Origin of the sequence: Micromonospora sp. NPDC049047 (assembly GCF_040649135.1) — a bacterium.
In the GTDB taxonomy this organism is placed as follows: Bacteria; Actinomycetota; Actinomycetes; order Mycobacteriales; family Micromonosporaceae; genus Micromonospora.
The window spans coordinates 54526-69896 of record NZ_JBEZEY010000003.1; the positions used below are offsets into that span (position 1 = coordinate 54526).

At 67.0% G+C, this 15371-nt stretch carries 19 protein-coding genes and 1 pseudogene; 5 read left to right on the forward strand and 15 right to left on the reverse strand.

Annotated elements, in window-relative coordinates; genetic code table 11:
- Positions 1 to 6: 6 nt before the first annotated feature.
- The 4 genes from AB0B86_RS05805 to AB0B86_RS05820 form a co-directional block, all read right to left on the reverse strand.
- Positions 7 to 1506, reverse strand: a complete 1500-nt coding sequence (locus tag AB0B86_RS05805) for a hypothetical protein (RefSeq protein WP_357416247.1) — start codon at positions 1504 to 1506, stop codon at positions 7 to 9.
- Positions 1503 to 1892 carry a hypothetical protein gene (locus AB0B86_RS05810; protein ID WP_357416250.1) on the reverse strand — a complete coding sequence of 130 codons (390 nt, stop codon included), beginning with the start codon at positions 1890 to 1892 and terminating at the stop codon, positions 1503 to 1505. The genes AB0B86_RS05805 and AB0B86_RS05810 overlap by 4 nt, the downstream gene beginning before the upstream one ends.
- An 847-nt stretch (positions 1893 to 2739) precedes the next feature.
- Positions 2740 to 3054 (reverse strand): hypothetical protein, encoded by a 315-nt coding sequence (locus AB0B86_RS05815; RefSeq protein WP_357404781.1) that lies wholly within the window; start codon positions 3052 to 3054, stop codon positions 2740 to 2742.
- A 435-nt stretch (positions 3055 to 3489) separates the two neighbouring features.
- On the reverse strand, positions 3490 to 3873 hold the full coding sequence (locus AB0B86_RS05820; protein WP_357404783.1) for a hypothetical protein: 384 nt from the start codon (positions 3871 to 3873) through the stop codon (positions 3490 to 3492).
- Between the two features lie 333 nt (positions 3874 to 4206).
- Between AB0B86_RS05820 and AB0B86_RS05825 the strand changes: the two genes are divergently transcribed.
- The 4 genes from AB0B86_RS05825 to AB0B86_RS05840 all read left to right on the forward strand — a co-directional run bounded on the left by AB0B86_RS05825 (position 4207) and on the right by AB0B86_RS05840 (position 6509).
- Entirely contained in the window at positions 4207 to 4725 is a 519-nt protein-coding gene (locus AB0B86_RS05825; RefSeq protein WP_357404934.1) for a hypothetical protein, read from the forward strand.
- A 498-nt stretch (positions 4726 to 5223) separates the two neighbouring features.
- Positions 5224 to 5478 (forward strand): hypothetical protein, encoded by a 255-nt coding sequence (locus tag AB0B86_RS05830; RefSeq protein ID WP_357404785.1) that lies wholly within the window; start codon positions 5224 to 5226, stop codon positions 5476 to 5478.
- Positions 5460 to 5876 (forward strand): type II toxin-antitoxin system VapC family toxin, encoded by a 417-nt coding sequence (locus AB0B86_RS05835; RefSeq protein WP_357404787.1) that lies wholly within the window; start codon positions 5460 to 5462, stop codon positions 5874 to 5876. The genes AB0B86_RS05830 and AB0B86_RS05835 overlap by 19 nt, the downstream gene beginning before the upstream one ends.
- Before the next feature lie 261 nt (positions 5877 to 6137).
- Positions 6138 to 6509, forward strand: coding sequence for a hypothetical protein (locus tag AB0B86_RS05840; protein WP_357416253.1), 372 nt, complete (start codon positions 6138 to 6140; stop codon positions 6507 to 6509).
- 19 nt (positions 6510 to 6528) lie between these two features.
- Here AB0B86_RS05840 and AB0B86_RS05845 read toward each other — a convergent pair.
- The 4 genes and pseudogenes from AB0B86_RS05845 to AB0B86_RS05860 form a co-directional block, all read right to left on the reverse strand.
- A pseudogene (locus AB0B86_RS05845) lies at positions 6529 to 6702 on the reverse strand (site-specific integrase); the annotation flags it as partial.
- The gene (locus tag AB0B86_RS05850) at positions 6701 to 6958 is read right to left on the reverse strand and encodes a hypothetical protein (protein WP_357404791.1); all 258 of its coding nucleotides are present in this window, start codon (positions 6956 to 6958) and stop codon (positions 6701 to 6703) included. The pseudogene AB0B86_RS05845 and the gene AB0B86_RS05850, both read right to left, overlap by 2 nt.
- Positions 6959 to 6980: 22 nt before the next feature.
- A complete protein-coding gene (locus AB0B86_RS05855; protein ID WP_357404793.1) occupies positions 6981 to 7304 on the reverse strand; it encodes a hypothetical protein in 324 nt (107 codons plus the stop codon).
- A 154-nt stretch (positions 7305 to 7458) separates the two neighbouring features.
- On the reverse strand, positions 7459 to 8001 hold the full coding sequence (locus AB0B86_RS05860) for an AAA family ATPase (protein WP_357404795.1): 543 nt from the start codon (positions 7999 to 8001) through the stop codon (positions 7459 to 7461).
- A gap of 66 nt (positions 8002 to 8067) precedes the next feature.
- Between AB0B86_RS05860 and AB0B86_RS05865 the strand changes: the two genes are divergently transcribed.
- The gene (locus AB0B86_RS05865) at positions 8068 to 9282 is read left to right on the forward strand and encodes a hypothetical protein (RefSeq protein WP_357416258.1); all 1215 of its coding nucleotides are present in this window, start codon (positions 8068 to 8070) and stop codon (positions 9280 to 9282) included.
- Between the two features lie 118 nt (positions 9283 to 9400).
- Here the strand turns inward: AB0B86_RS05865 and AB0B86_RS05870 are convergent, their stop codons facing one another.
- From AB0B86_RS05870 to AB0B86_RS05900, 7 genes are all read right to left on the reverse strand, one after another.
- Positions 9401 to 9796, reverse strand: a complete 396-nt coding sequence (locus tag AB0B86_RS05870; RefSeq protein ID WP_357404799.1) for a hypothetical protein — start codon at positions 9794 to 9796, stop codon at positions 9401 to 9403.
- A 211-nt stretch (positions 9797 to 10007) separates the two neighbouring features.
- Positions 10008 to 10604: an NUDIX domain-containing protein gene (locus AB0B86_RS05875; protein ID WP_357416261.1), complete on the reverse strand. Its 597-nt coding sequence runs from the start codon at positions 10602 to 10604 to the stop codon at positions 10008 to 10010.
- Between the two features lie 114 nt (positions 10605 to 10718).
- A complete protein-coding gene (locus AB0B86_RS05880) occupies positions 10719 to 11102 on the reverse strand; it encodes a hypothetical protein (protein WP_357416263.1) in 384 nt (127 codons plus the stop codon).
- Positions 11103 to 11214: 112 nt separating this feature from the next.
- A complete protein-coding gene (locus tag AB0B86_RS05885) occupies positions 11215 to 12465 on the reverse strand; it encodes an acyltransferase (RefSeq protein ID WP_357416266.1) in 1251 nt (416 codons plus the stop codon).
- A gap of 207 nt (positions 12466 to 12672) precedes the next feature.
- Positions 12673 to 13245, reverse strand: a complete 573-nt coding sequence (locus AB0B86_RS05890; protein WP_357404807.1) for a hypothetical protein — start codon at positions 13243 to 13245, stop codon at positions 12673 to 12675.
- Entirely contained in the window at positions 13242 to 14564 is a 1323-nt protein-coding gene (locus tag AB0B86_RS05895) for a hypothetical protein (protein WP_357416268.1), read from the reverse strand. Before AB0B86_RS05895 ends, AB0B86_RS05890 begins: the two co-directional genes overlap by 4 nt.
- Positions 14561 to 15361 (reverse strand): ATP-binding cassette domain-containing protein, encoded by an 801-nt coding sequence (locus AB0B86_RS05900; protein ID WP_357404812.1) that lies wholly within the window; start codon positions 15359 to 15361, stop codon positions 14561 to 14563. The genes AB0B86_RS05895 and AB0B86_RS05900 overlap by 4 nt, the downstream gene beginning before the upstream one ends.
- Positions 15362 to 15371: the final 10 nt, after the last annotated feature.

Consider the following 15371-nt stretch of genomic DNA (forward strand, 5'->3'; position numbering starts at 1 on the left):
CCGCAGTCAGCAGCCGAGAACCGCGTCGTAGTCGTCCAGGTGAAGAGCGTCTTCACACATCGCCGCGAGCCATGCGGAACTCACACCGCTGACCGGCGTGCCGGATCGGTCAGCAGCGGCAACCGCGTGAAACCACGCTGAGACGAAGGTGCCAGGAATCCGTGGGATCGAGGTGAGATCCACAACTTCGCCGAGGTCATTGCGGGTGGAGATCGCAACTGCAGCCCGACCGGCTGGCTGCGCAGCGAGGTCGAGGCCCAGACCAGTCAGGAAAGCTCCAACGTCAGCGAACGTCTCGAACCACACGGTGAACGTCCTTGACCAAGCGGCCAGGGACTTAGGCGGTTCCGACGGGCGACCACCGCCACCCAATCGAACAGCGAGCATCAGGTCTGCCGACCCAGACTCCCGGCCGAACAGCTGATGCTCCTCAGCCGGGGGCGGGCTGAAACGAGCCCATGCTGCCGGCTCCCCGTCGTCGTCAGGCGCGCGGAGCATGGCGCCAAAACTGGTCCGCCCATGATCGCCATAGCGGGTCCATGCCAAGCCATCGACCTCGACGTGGCGAGCAAGGGCATTCGTCATCGCCACGCTGCCGAGCAGGGCCAACAGAGAGTCAGAGATCTGCTTTGCCCGTCGCGCTGCGGGCAGTTCCGAGCAAGCGACTCGCCAGAGAAATCGGAACTCGGCCCGCCTACCACCGTCAGCTAGCGGTGAGTTGTAGACACTACTCTGATCGCGGGCATACAACGCAAGGCCCGCGGCCGCAGGGGGCAACACCGACCAACGCTCGAACTGCGGCGGCTGGCCAGTGGCGAAGGGGCTCGATTCGTCTTCGTCGGCAGCGGTCCTCGCAGTGGCGGTTCGTTGGGCCGAGGGCGAGGCATGTGTGACGTCTCGGTTCCCGACGTTCACCGTGCCGTGGTTATCGCCCCACACATGGACCGTGGTGCTGCTGTTCGACCTGCGCGAACCGCCGCCTTCGAGATGTCGCCTGCCTCGTGAGGTGATCCGGAGGAGATTAGTGGGCGGCTCATTGCCAGCGATGCCGTCTCCGGCAGACAGAAGGCCCCCGCCAAGCAGGTAGTCGACCGCGTCTGCGATATCAGCCTTGGTGAACACGTCGCCCTCGTACGTCGCTTGAGGCGAGGACATTAGATCCGGAGCCAGTTCCTCGCGCGACCCGGACGCCCAACGCAGAACTTGCTGACGGCATGCCTGCGCACGGCGCAGTGGATCATCGCGGCGCTTGTGGCGCGCCTCAGTCTCAACCCGACCCCGGCCCGAGAGGATAACCGCGCTATCGAAGATTCCGAAGACGAGATGCGCCTTGATCAGGCCACGCCGGTCAAGGTCTTGCAGCGTCTCCAGCCACAGGTTCATTTCTTCGGCCGGCGGGTCTCCGTCGAACAAGTCGCGCAGACTGGCGACCGCCGATGGTTCGGGCGGGTGCCAGCTGACGAGCCAGTCGAGAAGTGCGTACTCCCTGCTGGTGGCGTCCCTCACCCGGCGCTGCCCAGGCCAAGCTTCAGTTCGAGGTACTTGGCGAGCACGGCCGGCACCACCGAACCGCTGGCACGGCCCAGGAAGCGGATCACTCGTAAGGCCAAAGACTTGATCTCGGTGTCGTCGGGGCTCGGTCCGTCGATCTCGTACTGCGCGGACTCTGCGGCACGTACGAGCTCCTTACGATCACGATCCGCCATGTTCAGTGATTCGGCTACCTCTATCACCGCCCGCATGATCTCAGCGATGTCGGCGGTGGCCATGTTGCCCTGGGTCGTGGCGAGCTGCGTGATATCCCGGTTGCCCGACGCAATGTTGCCGCTGTTAGTTCCATGGACGGTGACCGTGTTGTTCGGTCGAAAGGCCTGAGAGTCGTGGTCCGTCACGAGTTGATCCCTTCCGAAGTCGGCACCGAGTGTAGCTGCACGGGCAACCTCCTCTCGCAACGCGGCGCGACCGGCTCGGCCCGCACGACTGTGTCGGCTAGGCACCAGAAGATGGCCAGCCAAAGCCCTCGTATTAAGACTTTTCGCTCAACGTTTCGCCGTGGCCGGGGAAGCTCCACCGCATTGGGAAAAGCTCAACCGCTCCGTCACTACGGGGAAGTCAACTCACTCCAGCGCGGCAAATGGGATCCCGCTTGGTGCTACGTCGATAGCACCCGAGGTGCTGGATGCCGGCCATAGTCCACACGCTCATCGGGGGATCGACACGCCGTGGGAATGGCCGGGCGGAGCAACACTTGTCACGCATCGTCACTGACTTGGATCGCCCTTAGTCCACGTGGCCGGATGCCGGTCGTAGACCGAACCATGCACGGTACGCATGTGCAGCCGCACCTACTACTGGAATCGGACCTGCATGCCAACAGCAGTGGCTCGTCCGAGTGCCGAGTCGTGGATCGCCTCGTGGGGCAGCTGCCCGGATATTCGGCCCACGAGATGGGCCACCAACACCTGATTGCACCAGGACCGCGGGTGCTCCCCGGGCGCTCGGACGTTTCGGTGCCGGACGGATGCACGGCCCGGTCGCTGGATTCGCGTGCCCGCACGGACGCTTACCGCGACACCACGCCACGCAGCGCGAGGTGGACCAGCGCAAACAGGCCCGGACGGCGCACCTGGAATCCGGACGGCAGGGTTTGGCAGGGCTTTACCGCCACTTCGTCATTGTCTGCACACTTTTAATCCATAGGTTCAGGGTTCGAGTCCCTGGCGGCCCACCCTTTACCTCTTATGAACTGCGTAAACGCCAGGCAAAGATCATCTGACACAACCAGGGCACAACCTGGATCCGATCTTGGCCGGTGGAGGGTTCCGGCCGCTTGCCGTCTGCCTGCCGTAGGAGGTTGCCGACCAGGCCGCGCGGGCGGTCCTTCTTCGGCAGCCAGCGGACGTAGGTTTCCAGCGTGATCCGCAGGTTGGCGTGCCGTAGCGCCTTCTGCGGCTCGACGCCGTTGCTCATCACGGCAGTAGCGAAGAAGTGGCGCAGGGAATGGAAACTGCCTTCCTTCGGCCAACCAGCCGCCTCGCGCCAGTCCGCCCACAACTCTCTTAGTTCCCCTTCAAGATCAGATCTTCGCCACCCGTAGGGTCACAGGGGTGAGGTGTCCGCCTCGTTCACGGGAGGCGGCGTGAAGCAACCACGCCGGACGGCGGCACGCTGACGAGGGCTGGCATGGACGAAGCTCTGAGCGTGCGGCCGTTCCCGGGCGAGGGCGGACGCGGTGCACAGAGCTTGTTAACGAGATCTCGCGGATTGATGCGACGAAGTGTTGTGGCCGGCAAGCAAGGCGTCCACGAGGGGCAGTAGGTGCCGGTGATCGTCGCCCATGTCAGCCATCCTGGCAGCCGGATGTCCGTGCCGCGATCCGGGGCGGAGGGGCGTGACTACCTCGAGGCCATCGAGTCCGCCGAAAGTCAGCGTGCTCGGTGATTCGTGACCGAGGCCAACGGTCATCGCAGGTAAGACGCCGGAGGGTGGTCAGTCCTTCGAATCCGGATAGTGCAAGACGACCCCCCGCCAGTAGGCAACGCCGAGCGCGACCGCAGCGCCGAGCCAGAGCAGGGCCAGGACCCGCGTCGAACTCTTGTCCATGACGATCCATCCCAGCCCGATGAGGGAGAACTGGACGGCGAAGACCGCGCCGACGGTGAGCATCATGTGTCGTCGCGGCGGAACCCGACCCTGCGTTCCGTCGGTCTGGCCGATGAGGAACGACGCCGCGAAGGCCAGGCCCACCCCGACCAGCATCATCGGTACGCCCCAGATCCGGTAACCGGGCTCGGAGACGAGCAACACCACCAGGCCCAGCGGGAAGAGCAGCATGGAGAGCGTGAGCGCCGGGCTGCTGGCGCGTTGACGCATGACGTGCCTCCTCGTCGCACGGTTCGCCGTTTGTGGGTGGATCGGTCCGGGAGCCCTAGATCGGTCAACCCGTCTTCTCAGTTGGTTGATACCCAGATCACCAACGTGTCACGACGGGGCGAGCAAGGTCGAACAGCCGTGGCGCTGGCTTACTCCACAAGATCCGGAACAGGCACGGAATGATCAAGGCCGCGCCTCTCGGCGATCGGCGGGTTCCGCCTTGTAGATACACCGTTCCGTAGCTTGCCGCTAAAGCTTCCTAATCCGTGTGTCCTTCGCCAGCAGGCTGGCTGTTGGCCACGGCTTGGCTCAGACTGCTGGGCTGTGGAGATCATGCCTGGAGTTGGCGTTGATGCGGTAAAGATCGGTGACTACCGAGATGAGGTGGAACAGCGACTTGGCCCGCCGGTTCATCCCGGCCGAGATCGAAGGGCCGTTTACGCGTCGGACCCCATGCTGATAGTCACGTACGACCGAGACGACATCGTAGAGCTGGTTGAGGCTGGCTACAGCGGTCATCACGGCGGCGACGAGGTCTTCTTCAACGGTGTGCAGCTCACATACAGGTTCATGGAGGACGTGGTGGCCGACCTCTCGGCGATGGGCCACCACGGGACGCCGTTCGATATCGGGTTCGTGTTCGAACCGGGCTTCGCGATCTTTTCTATGTCCTCGCTGTGGGCGCTCGACCTGGACCCCCAAGCCAGCGAGGACGATGAGCGCCAGATCGTTGAGGGCGTATCGATCGCACCCCGCGCGTACTTAGATTACGGGCCGCCTGCCGACGCCACCCCTGAACAGCTGGAGGCGTGGTTGCGTAAGGAAGGCGTCCTTCCACCTGAGCCTGCATGACTGACCGCAGTGGCACGCCAGCAAGCGTCAAGCGAGGCGCGGACAGCGAGGCAGCGGGACGGCAGCAAGAGCCTCGGTGCGTGCGTGCCGGTCTCGAGCGCGAAGCGATGACGGCTGGCACCTGCTCGTCAACGAGGACAGCCATCGGTCGGCAGCATCCGACAGATTGGGTCCGCATCCCCCCGACCGGGGGTCAAGGCCAAAGGCAGGACATGCAGTGCATGCGATGGATGGCCAAGATCGTCGGGCACAATTGACGCCGACAAGGGCTGTCAACCGCTGTAAGGCAACGAGAAGCCTCGCGTAGGTCAGGGCACCGATCCGCCCGACCTGAGATGATCCATCGGCTACCGGAGGGGTTCAGGTTCGAGTCCCCGGCGGCCCACGGACTTCTCTGACCTGCGGTTCTTGGCCATGCCGCAGTCGTCATGCGAACCGGTTGATCGAAGCTTCGAGACTTTCCTGGGAAGCGGGCAATGCTGCATGCATAATGAATGCATGGTTGCTATCCAGATTCGTGATGTGCCGGAGGAAGTGCGGGACGCCTTGGCGGCCCAGGCCAAGGCGCGCGGGCAGTCCCTCCAGGCGTACCTGCTGGAACTGGTGGAGACGCAGGCTCGCCGGCTGCGTAATACGGCGGTCCTTGATCGCTTCGCCGGCCGATCGGACGGTGCTCGCTCCCTGCCGGGGGAGAGCGCGGCCGAGTTGAACGACCAGCGGGAGCAACGCGGACCGTGGGGAAGCGCCGCGTGATCGTCATGGATGCGTCGGTTCTGGCCGACGCTCTGGTAGATGACGGGCCGGTCGGCGACGCGGCGCGGGCGGAGCTGACCGGAGATCCGCACTGGGCCGCGCCGAGCCATCTTCTGGTCGAGGTCATGTCGGTGATCAGAGGCAAGGTCCTCGGGGGGAAGCTCGGTCTTGCCCGGGCTCAGGAGGCGGTCGACACCCTGCCTTCGTTGGTTATCGATGAGGTTGCCATCGCTATGCTGCTCGACCGGATGTGGCAGTTGCGGGGCAATGTCACGGCGTACGACGCGGCTTACGTCGCGGCGGCGGAGTTGATGGCCTGCCCACTCGTGACCAGTGACGGTCGGCTCGCCAAGGCCAGCGGCGTCCGCTGCGGGTTCCGATTGCTCTCGGTGTCCTGACGGTAGCCGCCCGAGGATCATCGGCCTGACGCCCTTGGGCCGGCCAACCTGAGTGGAAGCGGGTCACCGGCGATCGTCGCGGGGTGGTTCGCATGGTGGTACCTCCGGCCCACTATTCAGCAGGTCAGCGGTCCCGTCCGGGACCGCTGTGTTCGGGACCGGTACAGCGGCGAAGTATGGCAGTGGACCAATCGCCAGCCTGACTTCCCTCTCGGGGATCCTCCCGGTACGGCGGCGGACCGAATAGCTGGAGGGCAGACGATGACTAACGGACCGCTCGTGCGCAATTCGCGGCTGCTCGGCCTGTTCGTCGAGATCGTTCAAGGGCCCGAAGGGAGCCTGAGGGCAGTCGAGACCGCCGGCCGTGGCATCACGGCAGAAGCACGCTGCACACTGACCGTGGTCGCAGACAAGATGACCACCATCTCCGGCAGCTCGGCCGACGCACGTCAGAGAAGCCTCGCCTGCGCCGACCGACTCATCGAACTGGGTGCCATCGAAGATGACCTGAGCGAGTTGTGGTCCCGCCGCCGGAGAGGCGAGCTTGACGAGGCCGCGTTTGAGGTAAGCCTCCTGCGAATAGTCATGCGCCTGGAGGCGTGGCCGCAATCCTGGCCGCGCATGCCCGACTGAGCGGCGGCATGCCCATCCCTCACCGGTCGAGCGTCTGGCCGAGCCGCTTGAGCGCGTCGAGGGTGGCCGCCGACGAAACCACCGTGTAGATCTCCATGGTGATGGCGAACTGCGCGTGGCGGAGGATCTGCATCGCTACCCGAGGGTGCACGTCCAGGTCCGCCAAACGCGAGGCACAGGTCCGCCGGGCGTCAGTCCGAGGTTCGGATCTGCTCCAGGTACGTCAGAGGTTCCCGGCGGAACTCCATGAGCTCCCGCAGCGCGTCCTTCTCGGCCGTGGTGATCACAACGTCCTCCTCCGACAGGGCGCCGACGAGCTCCGTGATCGCCAGGTCCCAGGCCCCGGCGCCGGCGGAGGCCAAGACGAACGGCCGGTGATTCGGGCTGATCCTGGGTGCGAGCTGGTCGGTGATCTGGCGGCTGTACCAGTAGAAATCGTTGACTTCCATGGGTCTCCCGTGGGTTCGGTGGCTAGGCCGGCGGGTTGGTGGTGACGCCCTCGCCGCTGAGGAGGTGGCCGCCGGAGATGCTGCCGTCCTTGTCCAGGGTAACGACGCAGGTGATTCCGTCGCGGGTGCCGCTGACGACCCAGCCGTCGCCGTGGGGACGCGCCTGAGGACGGCTGTAGGGGTGCCCTGCGTCCCTGGCGCATTCGAGCAGCCGCCGGTCGTAGGTGACGAAGGCAGTGAGTGCCGTGCCGGACGCGTTGGCCAACACTTGGGCGGTGGCCAAGGTCAGGGGGTCCGGCGAGTTTCCGGTGCGCTGTTTGATGGTGATCTCCCACGGGGGGTTCATGTGCCGATGCCGAAGTCGTCGGCGGTCTCGGCGTTGGTCTGTGGCGAGTCCCAATCACCGGAGAGGTCCGTTGCCCGGCGAGGGAGCCGACTGCGGTGCGGTTAGCCCGCCGGACCAGCGGTACGACCTTCGCCACCGGGGTGCCCGCCCGGTTTTAGTGCACCGCCTCAGTTGAGCTTTTCCCGGTAGCTCGGCGGACGATCTGCGCGGCAGCGTGTGCGGGAGTCAGGTGCGTGGTGTCGACGACCTCGGCCTCGGCATGAAGCCACGTGCGGGCCGCCTCGGCGTAGGGCTCGAGGTACTTGAGCCGGAACGGCGACGGAACGGGGTGTTCCCCCTCGATACGCCCGCGGAGGGTGGCTTCGTCAGCGTGGAGGACGAAGTGCCTTACCGGAATGGCGTGTTGGGCGAGGCCCGCACTGATTTCGCGCCAGTACTGCTCGACCAGGACAGTCATGGGTATTACCAAAGTGCCGCCGGTGTAGTCGAGCACGCGGCGGGCGGTCTCGACGACGAGCTGCCGCCACGGCGGCCAGTGCTGGAAGTTGTCAGTCTCGGGCAGCCCGGGTGTGATGTCCATGAGCGTCTCGCCGACCTTCTCGGCGTCGAACACCCGTGAATCCGGGATCAGTTGCTGCACGAGCGAGCTGGTAGTCGTCTTGCCCGCGCCGTGGGTGCCGTTGAGCCATACGATCACGGGGCACATTAACGCGCGTGAGCAACCGGACGATCTGCGCCAGGCTCGGCCACCTAAGGTGGTCAGATGTCCCATCGCTCGGTACCCGCCGAGGATTTTGACTGGTCTTCTGTGGACCATGCGTACGGCCCTGCCGTCGAGATCCCGGCCCTCCTGCGTTCTGTCAGGTCGGACAGCCAGGAGGTTCGCCAAGACGCATACGGCGATCTCGTCGACCTGCTCGTTCATCAGGGCTCCCGGTTCGAGGCCAGTGCTGCGGTGGCCCCTCACTTGATCGACATTGTTGCTGATCCGGCGGCCCCGGACCGCTTTGCTGCCTGCCAGGTGTTGGCGGCGATCGCGGTGGGCGATGAGAGTTCATGGCTCAGCGACCGTCCTGATCCATCAGACCTGAGGGCTGACGTTCAACGCCGCGCGCGATTCAGCCGAGAGGAGTTGGAAGCGGAGCACAGGGCCTGGGTCGCGGCGGCACCGAATGAGGAGGAGCGCAGCGCACGGGAACGGCGAGCCGAATGGGGTGACGTCGAGGCAGACCGTGACGAGCAGCGGTGGACGATAGAGGCGTACGACGCGGTGCGGGTCGGGGTGCCTGTTTACGTGGCAGCGCTGCAAGCCTCGGAGGCTGCGGTCCGGTTGTACGCCGCTCACCTGCTCGCCTGGTTTCCTGAGGACGAGGGGTTGGTCGGCCGAGCGCTGACCGATCTGATTCGGCGGGAGGCGGACCCGGTCGTCGCGGCAACTGCCTGTGTCGCGGCGGGCCTCGGGTGCCCTAACGGCGGCGCGGCGTTGGTCGACGCGCTTTCCAGCCGGCGAGGCAGCGTCAACCGTGCCGAGCGCTGGTCGGCGGTGTTGGGCCTGTCGAGCATCCTGCGGCACCCGGACCGATCGTTGGTCAGCGACCTCTATGCATGCCTCTTCGGGGCTACTGAGCCCGTACCCTATTGGCCGTTTCTCGAGGGCGACATGGCCGGCATGGCGGCCCTGACGATCGCAGAACTAGCTCCCGAAGCCGCCGGTGATCGAATCGACGTGCTGGCGGAAAGGGTCGCTTCGGCTGATCACACCGCAGATGCCTTTACCCTGCTCACCGCCCTGTTGGACGCAGCCTTCCCCGCCGGGCCGAGACCCGATGGTGTGGGCTTCGCCGACCTCACCCCAACCCAGCAGAGAGCCCTCTGGACGGTGCTGAGCAGCGGCATCCTGCCAGCCCTGCCAAGGCTGCTCAGCCGCTACAACCTGCCCGACAGTGAGCAACAACTTCGGACCTGGTGTCGAGCTTGAGGTCTGTTGGTGATCGATGAGCAGGGCTGCCGCTTCCGGCGGCGTCCGTACGTGCGCCGAGGTCCGCTTGGCGTGACCGCCGGCGCGCGGTGGCCCTGCTGTCACCCGAACGTCCGGCTCAAATGACCGTGTCTCCGCAGACCCGCCAGGGGTTTCCGTTCCGGCCCTCCAGGGAGAGCACTACCTCGCGGGTCGCACCGCCTCCCTCGACGAGCCGCACGTCGATCCGCGCCTCATAGCCGGGTTCGTCCGCGAACGCCCCGTCGAGGACGGTGTGATCGACAGGCCGGGAGCCGTCCTTCAGCTTGGCGACGAAGGCGTCCTGAGTCATGTCCTTCTGGAGATCGGCGCAGAGCAACTGGTACGCCCCGGCGTCGTCACCCGCTTCGATCCTGTCGAAGTATTGCCCGGCGACCGCCTTGGCCTCGTCGATGTCCGGCCCTGCGAACCAATACAGGAAGAATCCAGTGACCGGAAGCGCGCAGATCACGACGGTCACGACGATGCCGACCACGAGACCGACCTTGGCGCCGCTCGACCTACCACCGGTGCCCCCGTTGCGCGACGACGGTGGCATCATTTCGCTCGGCGACAAGGGTGGCATCATTTCTGGACCCTGCGCTGACGGTGATGAGGTCATATTCACGACCGTATTGATCGCCGGCACCGAACCGACCACGTTCCGGACACGACTGAGTCAAGACCGCTCGCCGGGCGTTGCCAGCTCAGGTGGCGGCAGCCCGATCATGCGGAACACCATTTTCGAGACGTTGTTCCTCGCCCGCTTTGTCCATGAGGCTCGATCCGACAGACGATCCTGGGATGCTTGCGGAAGCCACCCCAGCACACGCCCGGCAGTCGGCCCTGGCCCCACGATGACTGTGGTTGCAGTCGGTGACAGCTGAGTGCGTGCGGGTGCAGTCAAATGCAGGAAGAGAACGAACCATTGCGGCCAGGACGCCGTGCACGAGGGAAAGGCCACCCAGCTCGCTGATCCTGAACCAGGCGATGTCGTCATGCTCGTCAGGTGCACTGTTGGTGGGAGAGCCAACCCAGTCACCGATCTGCCAGACCCCCACGTGAACGGAGTCCTCACCACTGCCGTCATGCACGACGCCCACCCGTGCGGCGGATTCCGCCACAATCTGCACACCGAGCTCCTCGCGCATCTCACGTGCGAGGGCTTGTAGTTCCGACTCACCCGCTTCGACCTGCCCGCCGGGCAGATCCCAGACATCGGGGTATGCCCGTTTGGTCGGCCTGCGATGGGCCAGCAGGACCGCACCGTCCGCAACGAGTGCACCTGTGACGACGACATGCATGACGGGATTAGAGCACGCGCGTAGGACACGCTCGTTCCCACCGAAGGGGGCTCCCAGCCGTTCAGGTCGTGATTGGACGAGCAGTGCACCGGCCGCGCCCCGCACGCGGGTCGATCACGATGGTGCTGCTGAGTGTCCGACGGTGGTGGTGAAGGTGACGCAGCGGATCTGGTCGAGAGTCTTCAGCCATGCACCGTCTGCGGCGCAGTCCGAAGGTTGGCGAGCGGTCCGGGTGACTTCGGCATCGTGGGCGCGTCCGCAGTCGACCACCTTCACCCGACCACTCACCTCGCGCAGTCCGTCGGTCGTGGCGATGCCCGTTTCTCCGTACACCTGGAAGCAGGTGCCGGCCGGGAACGCAGTGGATTGCTGGCGTCGGTGATAGGCGCTGAGGGACAGGACCGCCCCGGCCACCACCACCAGCACCGCAGCGGCCGACCCGACCAACCATCCGATCCGCCGTCTGCGAGCCCTGTTGTCGCCCGTGTCGTCAGCCATTGCCACTCTCCGATCGGCAGCGCCGAGACTAGAGCACGACGCCGGTCGACGGGTGCCGGCCGGGACCGCACTTACGGACGGCACCTCACCGCCGGTCCGGCCCGGTGCCGGGTCATCGGACGTCGAAATCACCGGTGCTGCGATAGACGCCGGGTTCGAATTCCTGACTCCGTACGCCGTGCCCGGTAAGGACGATTTCGGTGGGCTGCTCGGACAGCACTGTCGATTCCTGCGCGTCCTGCACCACGGGCGGCGCGGGCGGTTCCTGCGGCGCGGGCGGCACGCGGCGCGGGTAGAGATTGCGCAGGAATCTCTCCACCGGGTGTTCGACCCAGCGGTAGCAGGCCCACGCCAGGGCGATGCCCAGCACCGTCCAGATCAGCAGGACCTTGAGGTTCGTCCAGCTCGCGGGGCTGGACTTCACAGTGCCCATCAGCCAGTGGATGACCGACAGGTGGACCAGGTAGAAGGCGTAGGACCAGGCGCCGAGGGAGACGAGGGGTTTGCTCCGGAAGATCGAGGGGCGCCCGGAGATGTCGCGGATCGCTGCTGCCAGCACCACAAGTACGCAGGCCGGCACCAAGCCCTGCTGCGACCAGTGCGCGCCCCACCAGCCCTGCTGGGCACCCCACCACAGCAGCAGCACCGAGGCGGGCACCGTCGACAGGGCGAGCCACAGGTTGAGTTTGGGCCGCCAACCGCGCAGGAGCGCGGCGGCGGCGATCATTCCCAGCAGGAATTCGACGAATCGGACCGGCGGGAAGCGGAGGAACCAGGAGAGCTGGATCCAGTACTGCTTCGGGTCGATCAGATCCTGGACGAAGAACCAGTAGGCCCACTCGACGAACAGGCCGACCGCCGCGATGATCGCGAGCGCCGGAAGGCGCAGCCGCAGCAGCGGCCGGATGACGAACGGGAAGAGCAGATAGAAGAACGCCTCGCAGGAGACCGACCACGCCACCGGGTTGGCGACGAAGAAGTCCGCCGGAGGGAACCACGACTCGGTAAGCGACAGGCTCAGCAGGGTGCGCTTCCACGAGTCGTGCCAGACCTGGTCGAAGCTGACCCAGGCGATGACGGTGCTGACCACGAGCGCGGGCCAGACCCGGGCGAAGCGGCGCCAGTAGAACGTCCCGGTGCCCACTGCGGGGGAGAACGACCAGGTCAGCACGAAGCCCGAGAGGACGTAGAAGAACGTGACCCCGGCGTCACCGAACCGGAAGAAGTCGCCGAGCTTGATGCCGTAGACGGTGGGCAGCTTGATGATCTGGTTCGCGTGGAACAGGAACACGGCGAACGCGGCGAACCAGCGCAGCCCGGTAAGTGATTCGACCCGAGGCATGCGTTCTTTAGAAGGGTTCATCGTGATCTGGCACCTTTTGGAGGCATCGGCCTGACCGAGGGTCGGCTGGCGCTCCAGGCATAATGCCAGGCTTGCCGCCGCAGTGGCAGCGGGGCCGGACCGCGACCGGCTACGTCCTGCTCGCCCGGATCGCAACCACGCCGGTGGTGAGGGTCCACCGGCGCCGCGCACGGCCCGCCGGGATGCCGGGCCAGGTCGGCTCCGCCATCACTCGCGTCGGGCGGCTCCCCGCATCGCGTACGTCACAAGGCCGGTGACCGCCAGGACGGCCGCGACAGTCGCCGCCGGCCGGCTGGTGTGGGGTTGGCCCGGCCAGGTGGTGAGGGCGCCCCACGTGCCCGGCTGAGGGAACAGGGCGGCGGCGACCGCCCAGCCCATGGGGACGAACCAGGCGCGGGCCGCGCCCACTACCGCCGCGCAGAGGGCGGTGAGGCCCAGCAGGCCGGCGGAGTCGCGGACCACCAGCGCGGCGGGACCGAAACGGGCGCCGGTGAGCTGGGTGGCGAGCAGCACGGCGAGTACCAGTGCGAGCGCGGCCAGCAGATGTACGGCTCGACGCCACGGCCAGTGCAGTGCGGCAGTGCGTTCCAGGTCTTCGTCGGGGGCGGCCAGGGTGGTCGACAGGACCGCCACCATCAGCATGACCGTCAGCACGACGAGCAGGAGGATGGCATCGCGTTCCTTCGCGAAGGTCAGCCACAGCACCCAGATCAGGGCGGCGGCGCCGACGGACGCGGCCAGTGCCAGGGGTACGCGTCGTGCGCGCAGGTGGAGGGTCATCGCGACAGGAGTCCGGTGGGGTCCTGGCAGGCCAGGATCGCGTCGCGGACGGCCGTCACGCGGGACATCGCCTCCGGTGCGGGTAGCTTCTGCAGGCCCTGCCACAGGGTGACCGCCTCGGCGTTGAGCTGCGGTTCTTCCTCGATCATCTCGGGGATGACGCCGACGTCGGAGACCGGCTCGCGGCCGAGCAGGTGGTAGGCGGCGGCCCGTTCGACAGCGCCGTTGCGCTCGCATTCCGGGTTGCCGTACCCGGTGCCGAGCCCGAAGACCATCTCGGGGACCACGGCGTCGGGGTGGGCCAGGCCGCCGTGGTCGTCGATCCGGACGACGATCGTGACGATGTCGGCGTCGCGGGCGGGCGCGTCCTCGATGAGGTAGGCCCGCCGGTCCTCGTACACCTGCGTGGGGGCGTCCGGCATTTTCGCGAGGACGGCCAGGCCCTGGCGGGCGAGTGGGGTCAGCGCGTCCAGCACGTTCGCGTTGACGCGGGTGACGCAGACCTTCGGCGCGTCGTCGGTGCAGACGAGTTCCCGGGCGACGGGGTCGACCGGCGCGACGAGCGCTGCCTCGTCGCGGGGGACGATCGCCGCCGCGACGCCGAAGCCGAGCAGCACCGGCAGCACCGCGGCCACCGAGGCCCGTCGGCCTCGGGCGACCAGCAGGAGTACGCCGGTCAGCGCGAGCCCGCCCATGAAGAGGGCGAGCACGGCGGTGACCCGTGGGTCGATGGTCTGGAACGCGTAGAACGGGCTGCTGCCGTAGGCGGGCGACAGGATCGCGCCCATCCAGTCCGGTCGCATGATCGCGGTGAAGAAGACAAGCAGCACGCCGGCCACGGCGAGCACGGGAGCGGTCACCAGAGTGGGCAACAGCCGCCCGATGCCCAGGCCGAGCCAGGCCGCAGCGACGAGCGAGAGCGCGCCTACCAGCGTGATGGCGACGACGTCCGGCGGAAAGTAGGCGGCGGTCGAGGCGATCCGCATGCCGCCCGCCGCGACCACGAGCAGGAAGGCGAGCCCGACCGAGGTCCCCATCGTGACGAGGACCGGCAGCATCCGGCTGGCCCGGGACCGGGGTGTGGTGGTGAACAGTTCGCCGACCTTGGCCCGGTGCTCGCGGCGGCCCTGCCACGCTCCGGCGGCCAGGGCGATCGGCCACAGCAGGATCATGTACTCCTTCACGGTCAGCGTGAGGGACATCCAGCCCTGCGACCAGCGTCCCGGGGCGGTGTAGAGGGCGGCGACGCCGACCGCCAACGCGAGCAGGGCGGCGCCGGCCGCGGCGGAGCGCCGCAGTTCGATCCCCAGGACGCTCATCGGGCGGCCTCCGCGAGGTGGCGGCGGAGCAGGGCCGAGTAGCCGCGTTCGGCGGGGCTGTCGCCCGGGTGGTGTTCGTCGCCCTGCTCGGCCAGCGCGGCGGGGGTGCCCTGCCACACCAGCCGACCCTCGTTGATCAGCACGACCTCGGTGCAGGCGGCTACCACGTCCTCGACGAGGTGGGTGGAGACCAGTACGCACGCGTCAGTACCCAGGTCGCGCAGCAGCTCGCGCAGGTCGAGGCGCTGCTCGGGGTCGAGGCCGACGGTCGGCTCGTCCAGCAGCAGCACCTGCGGGTCGTTGACGATGGCCTGGGCGACGCCGGCCCGGCGCAACATCCCGCCGGAGAGTGTCCGGAGGCGGGCGTCGGCCTTGGCGCTGAGCCCGACGCGGTCGATAGCGCGCTGGGTGGCCGCCGGGATGTCGCGCTTGGGCATCTCCTTCAACCAGGCCAGGTACGACACGAACTCGCGCACGGTGAACCGCGGGTAGTAGCCGAAGTGCTGCGGCAGGTAGCCCAGCGCGCGCCGGGCCTGGCGCAGGTCGGCGCGGCCGTCGACGGAACTGCCGAGCAGGGTGAGCCGACCTCCGGCCGGCTTGAGCACCGTGGCGAGGGCACGCATCAACGTCGTCTTGCCCGCGCCGTTGCGCCCCAGCAGACCGTGCACGCCGGTGGCCAGGCTCAGGTCGAGCCCGTCGACGGCCAGGTGCCGTCCGGCCCGTACCTTCAGCGCCTCGGCCTGGATGGCCCAGGGATGGATGGTGGTGGCAGTTTCGGCAGTACTCACCGCTCGCATTGCGGTTCCC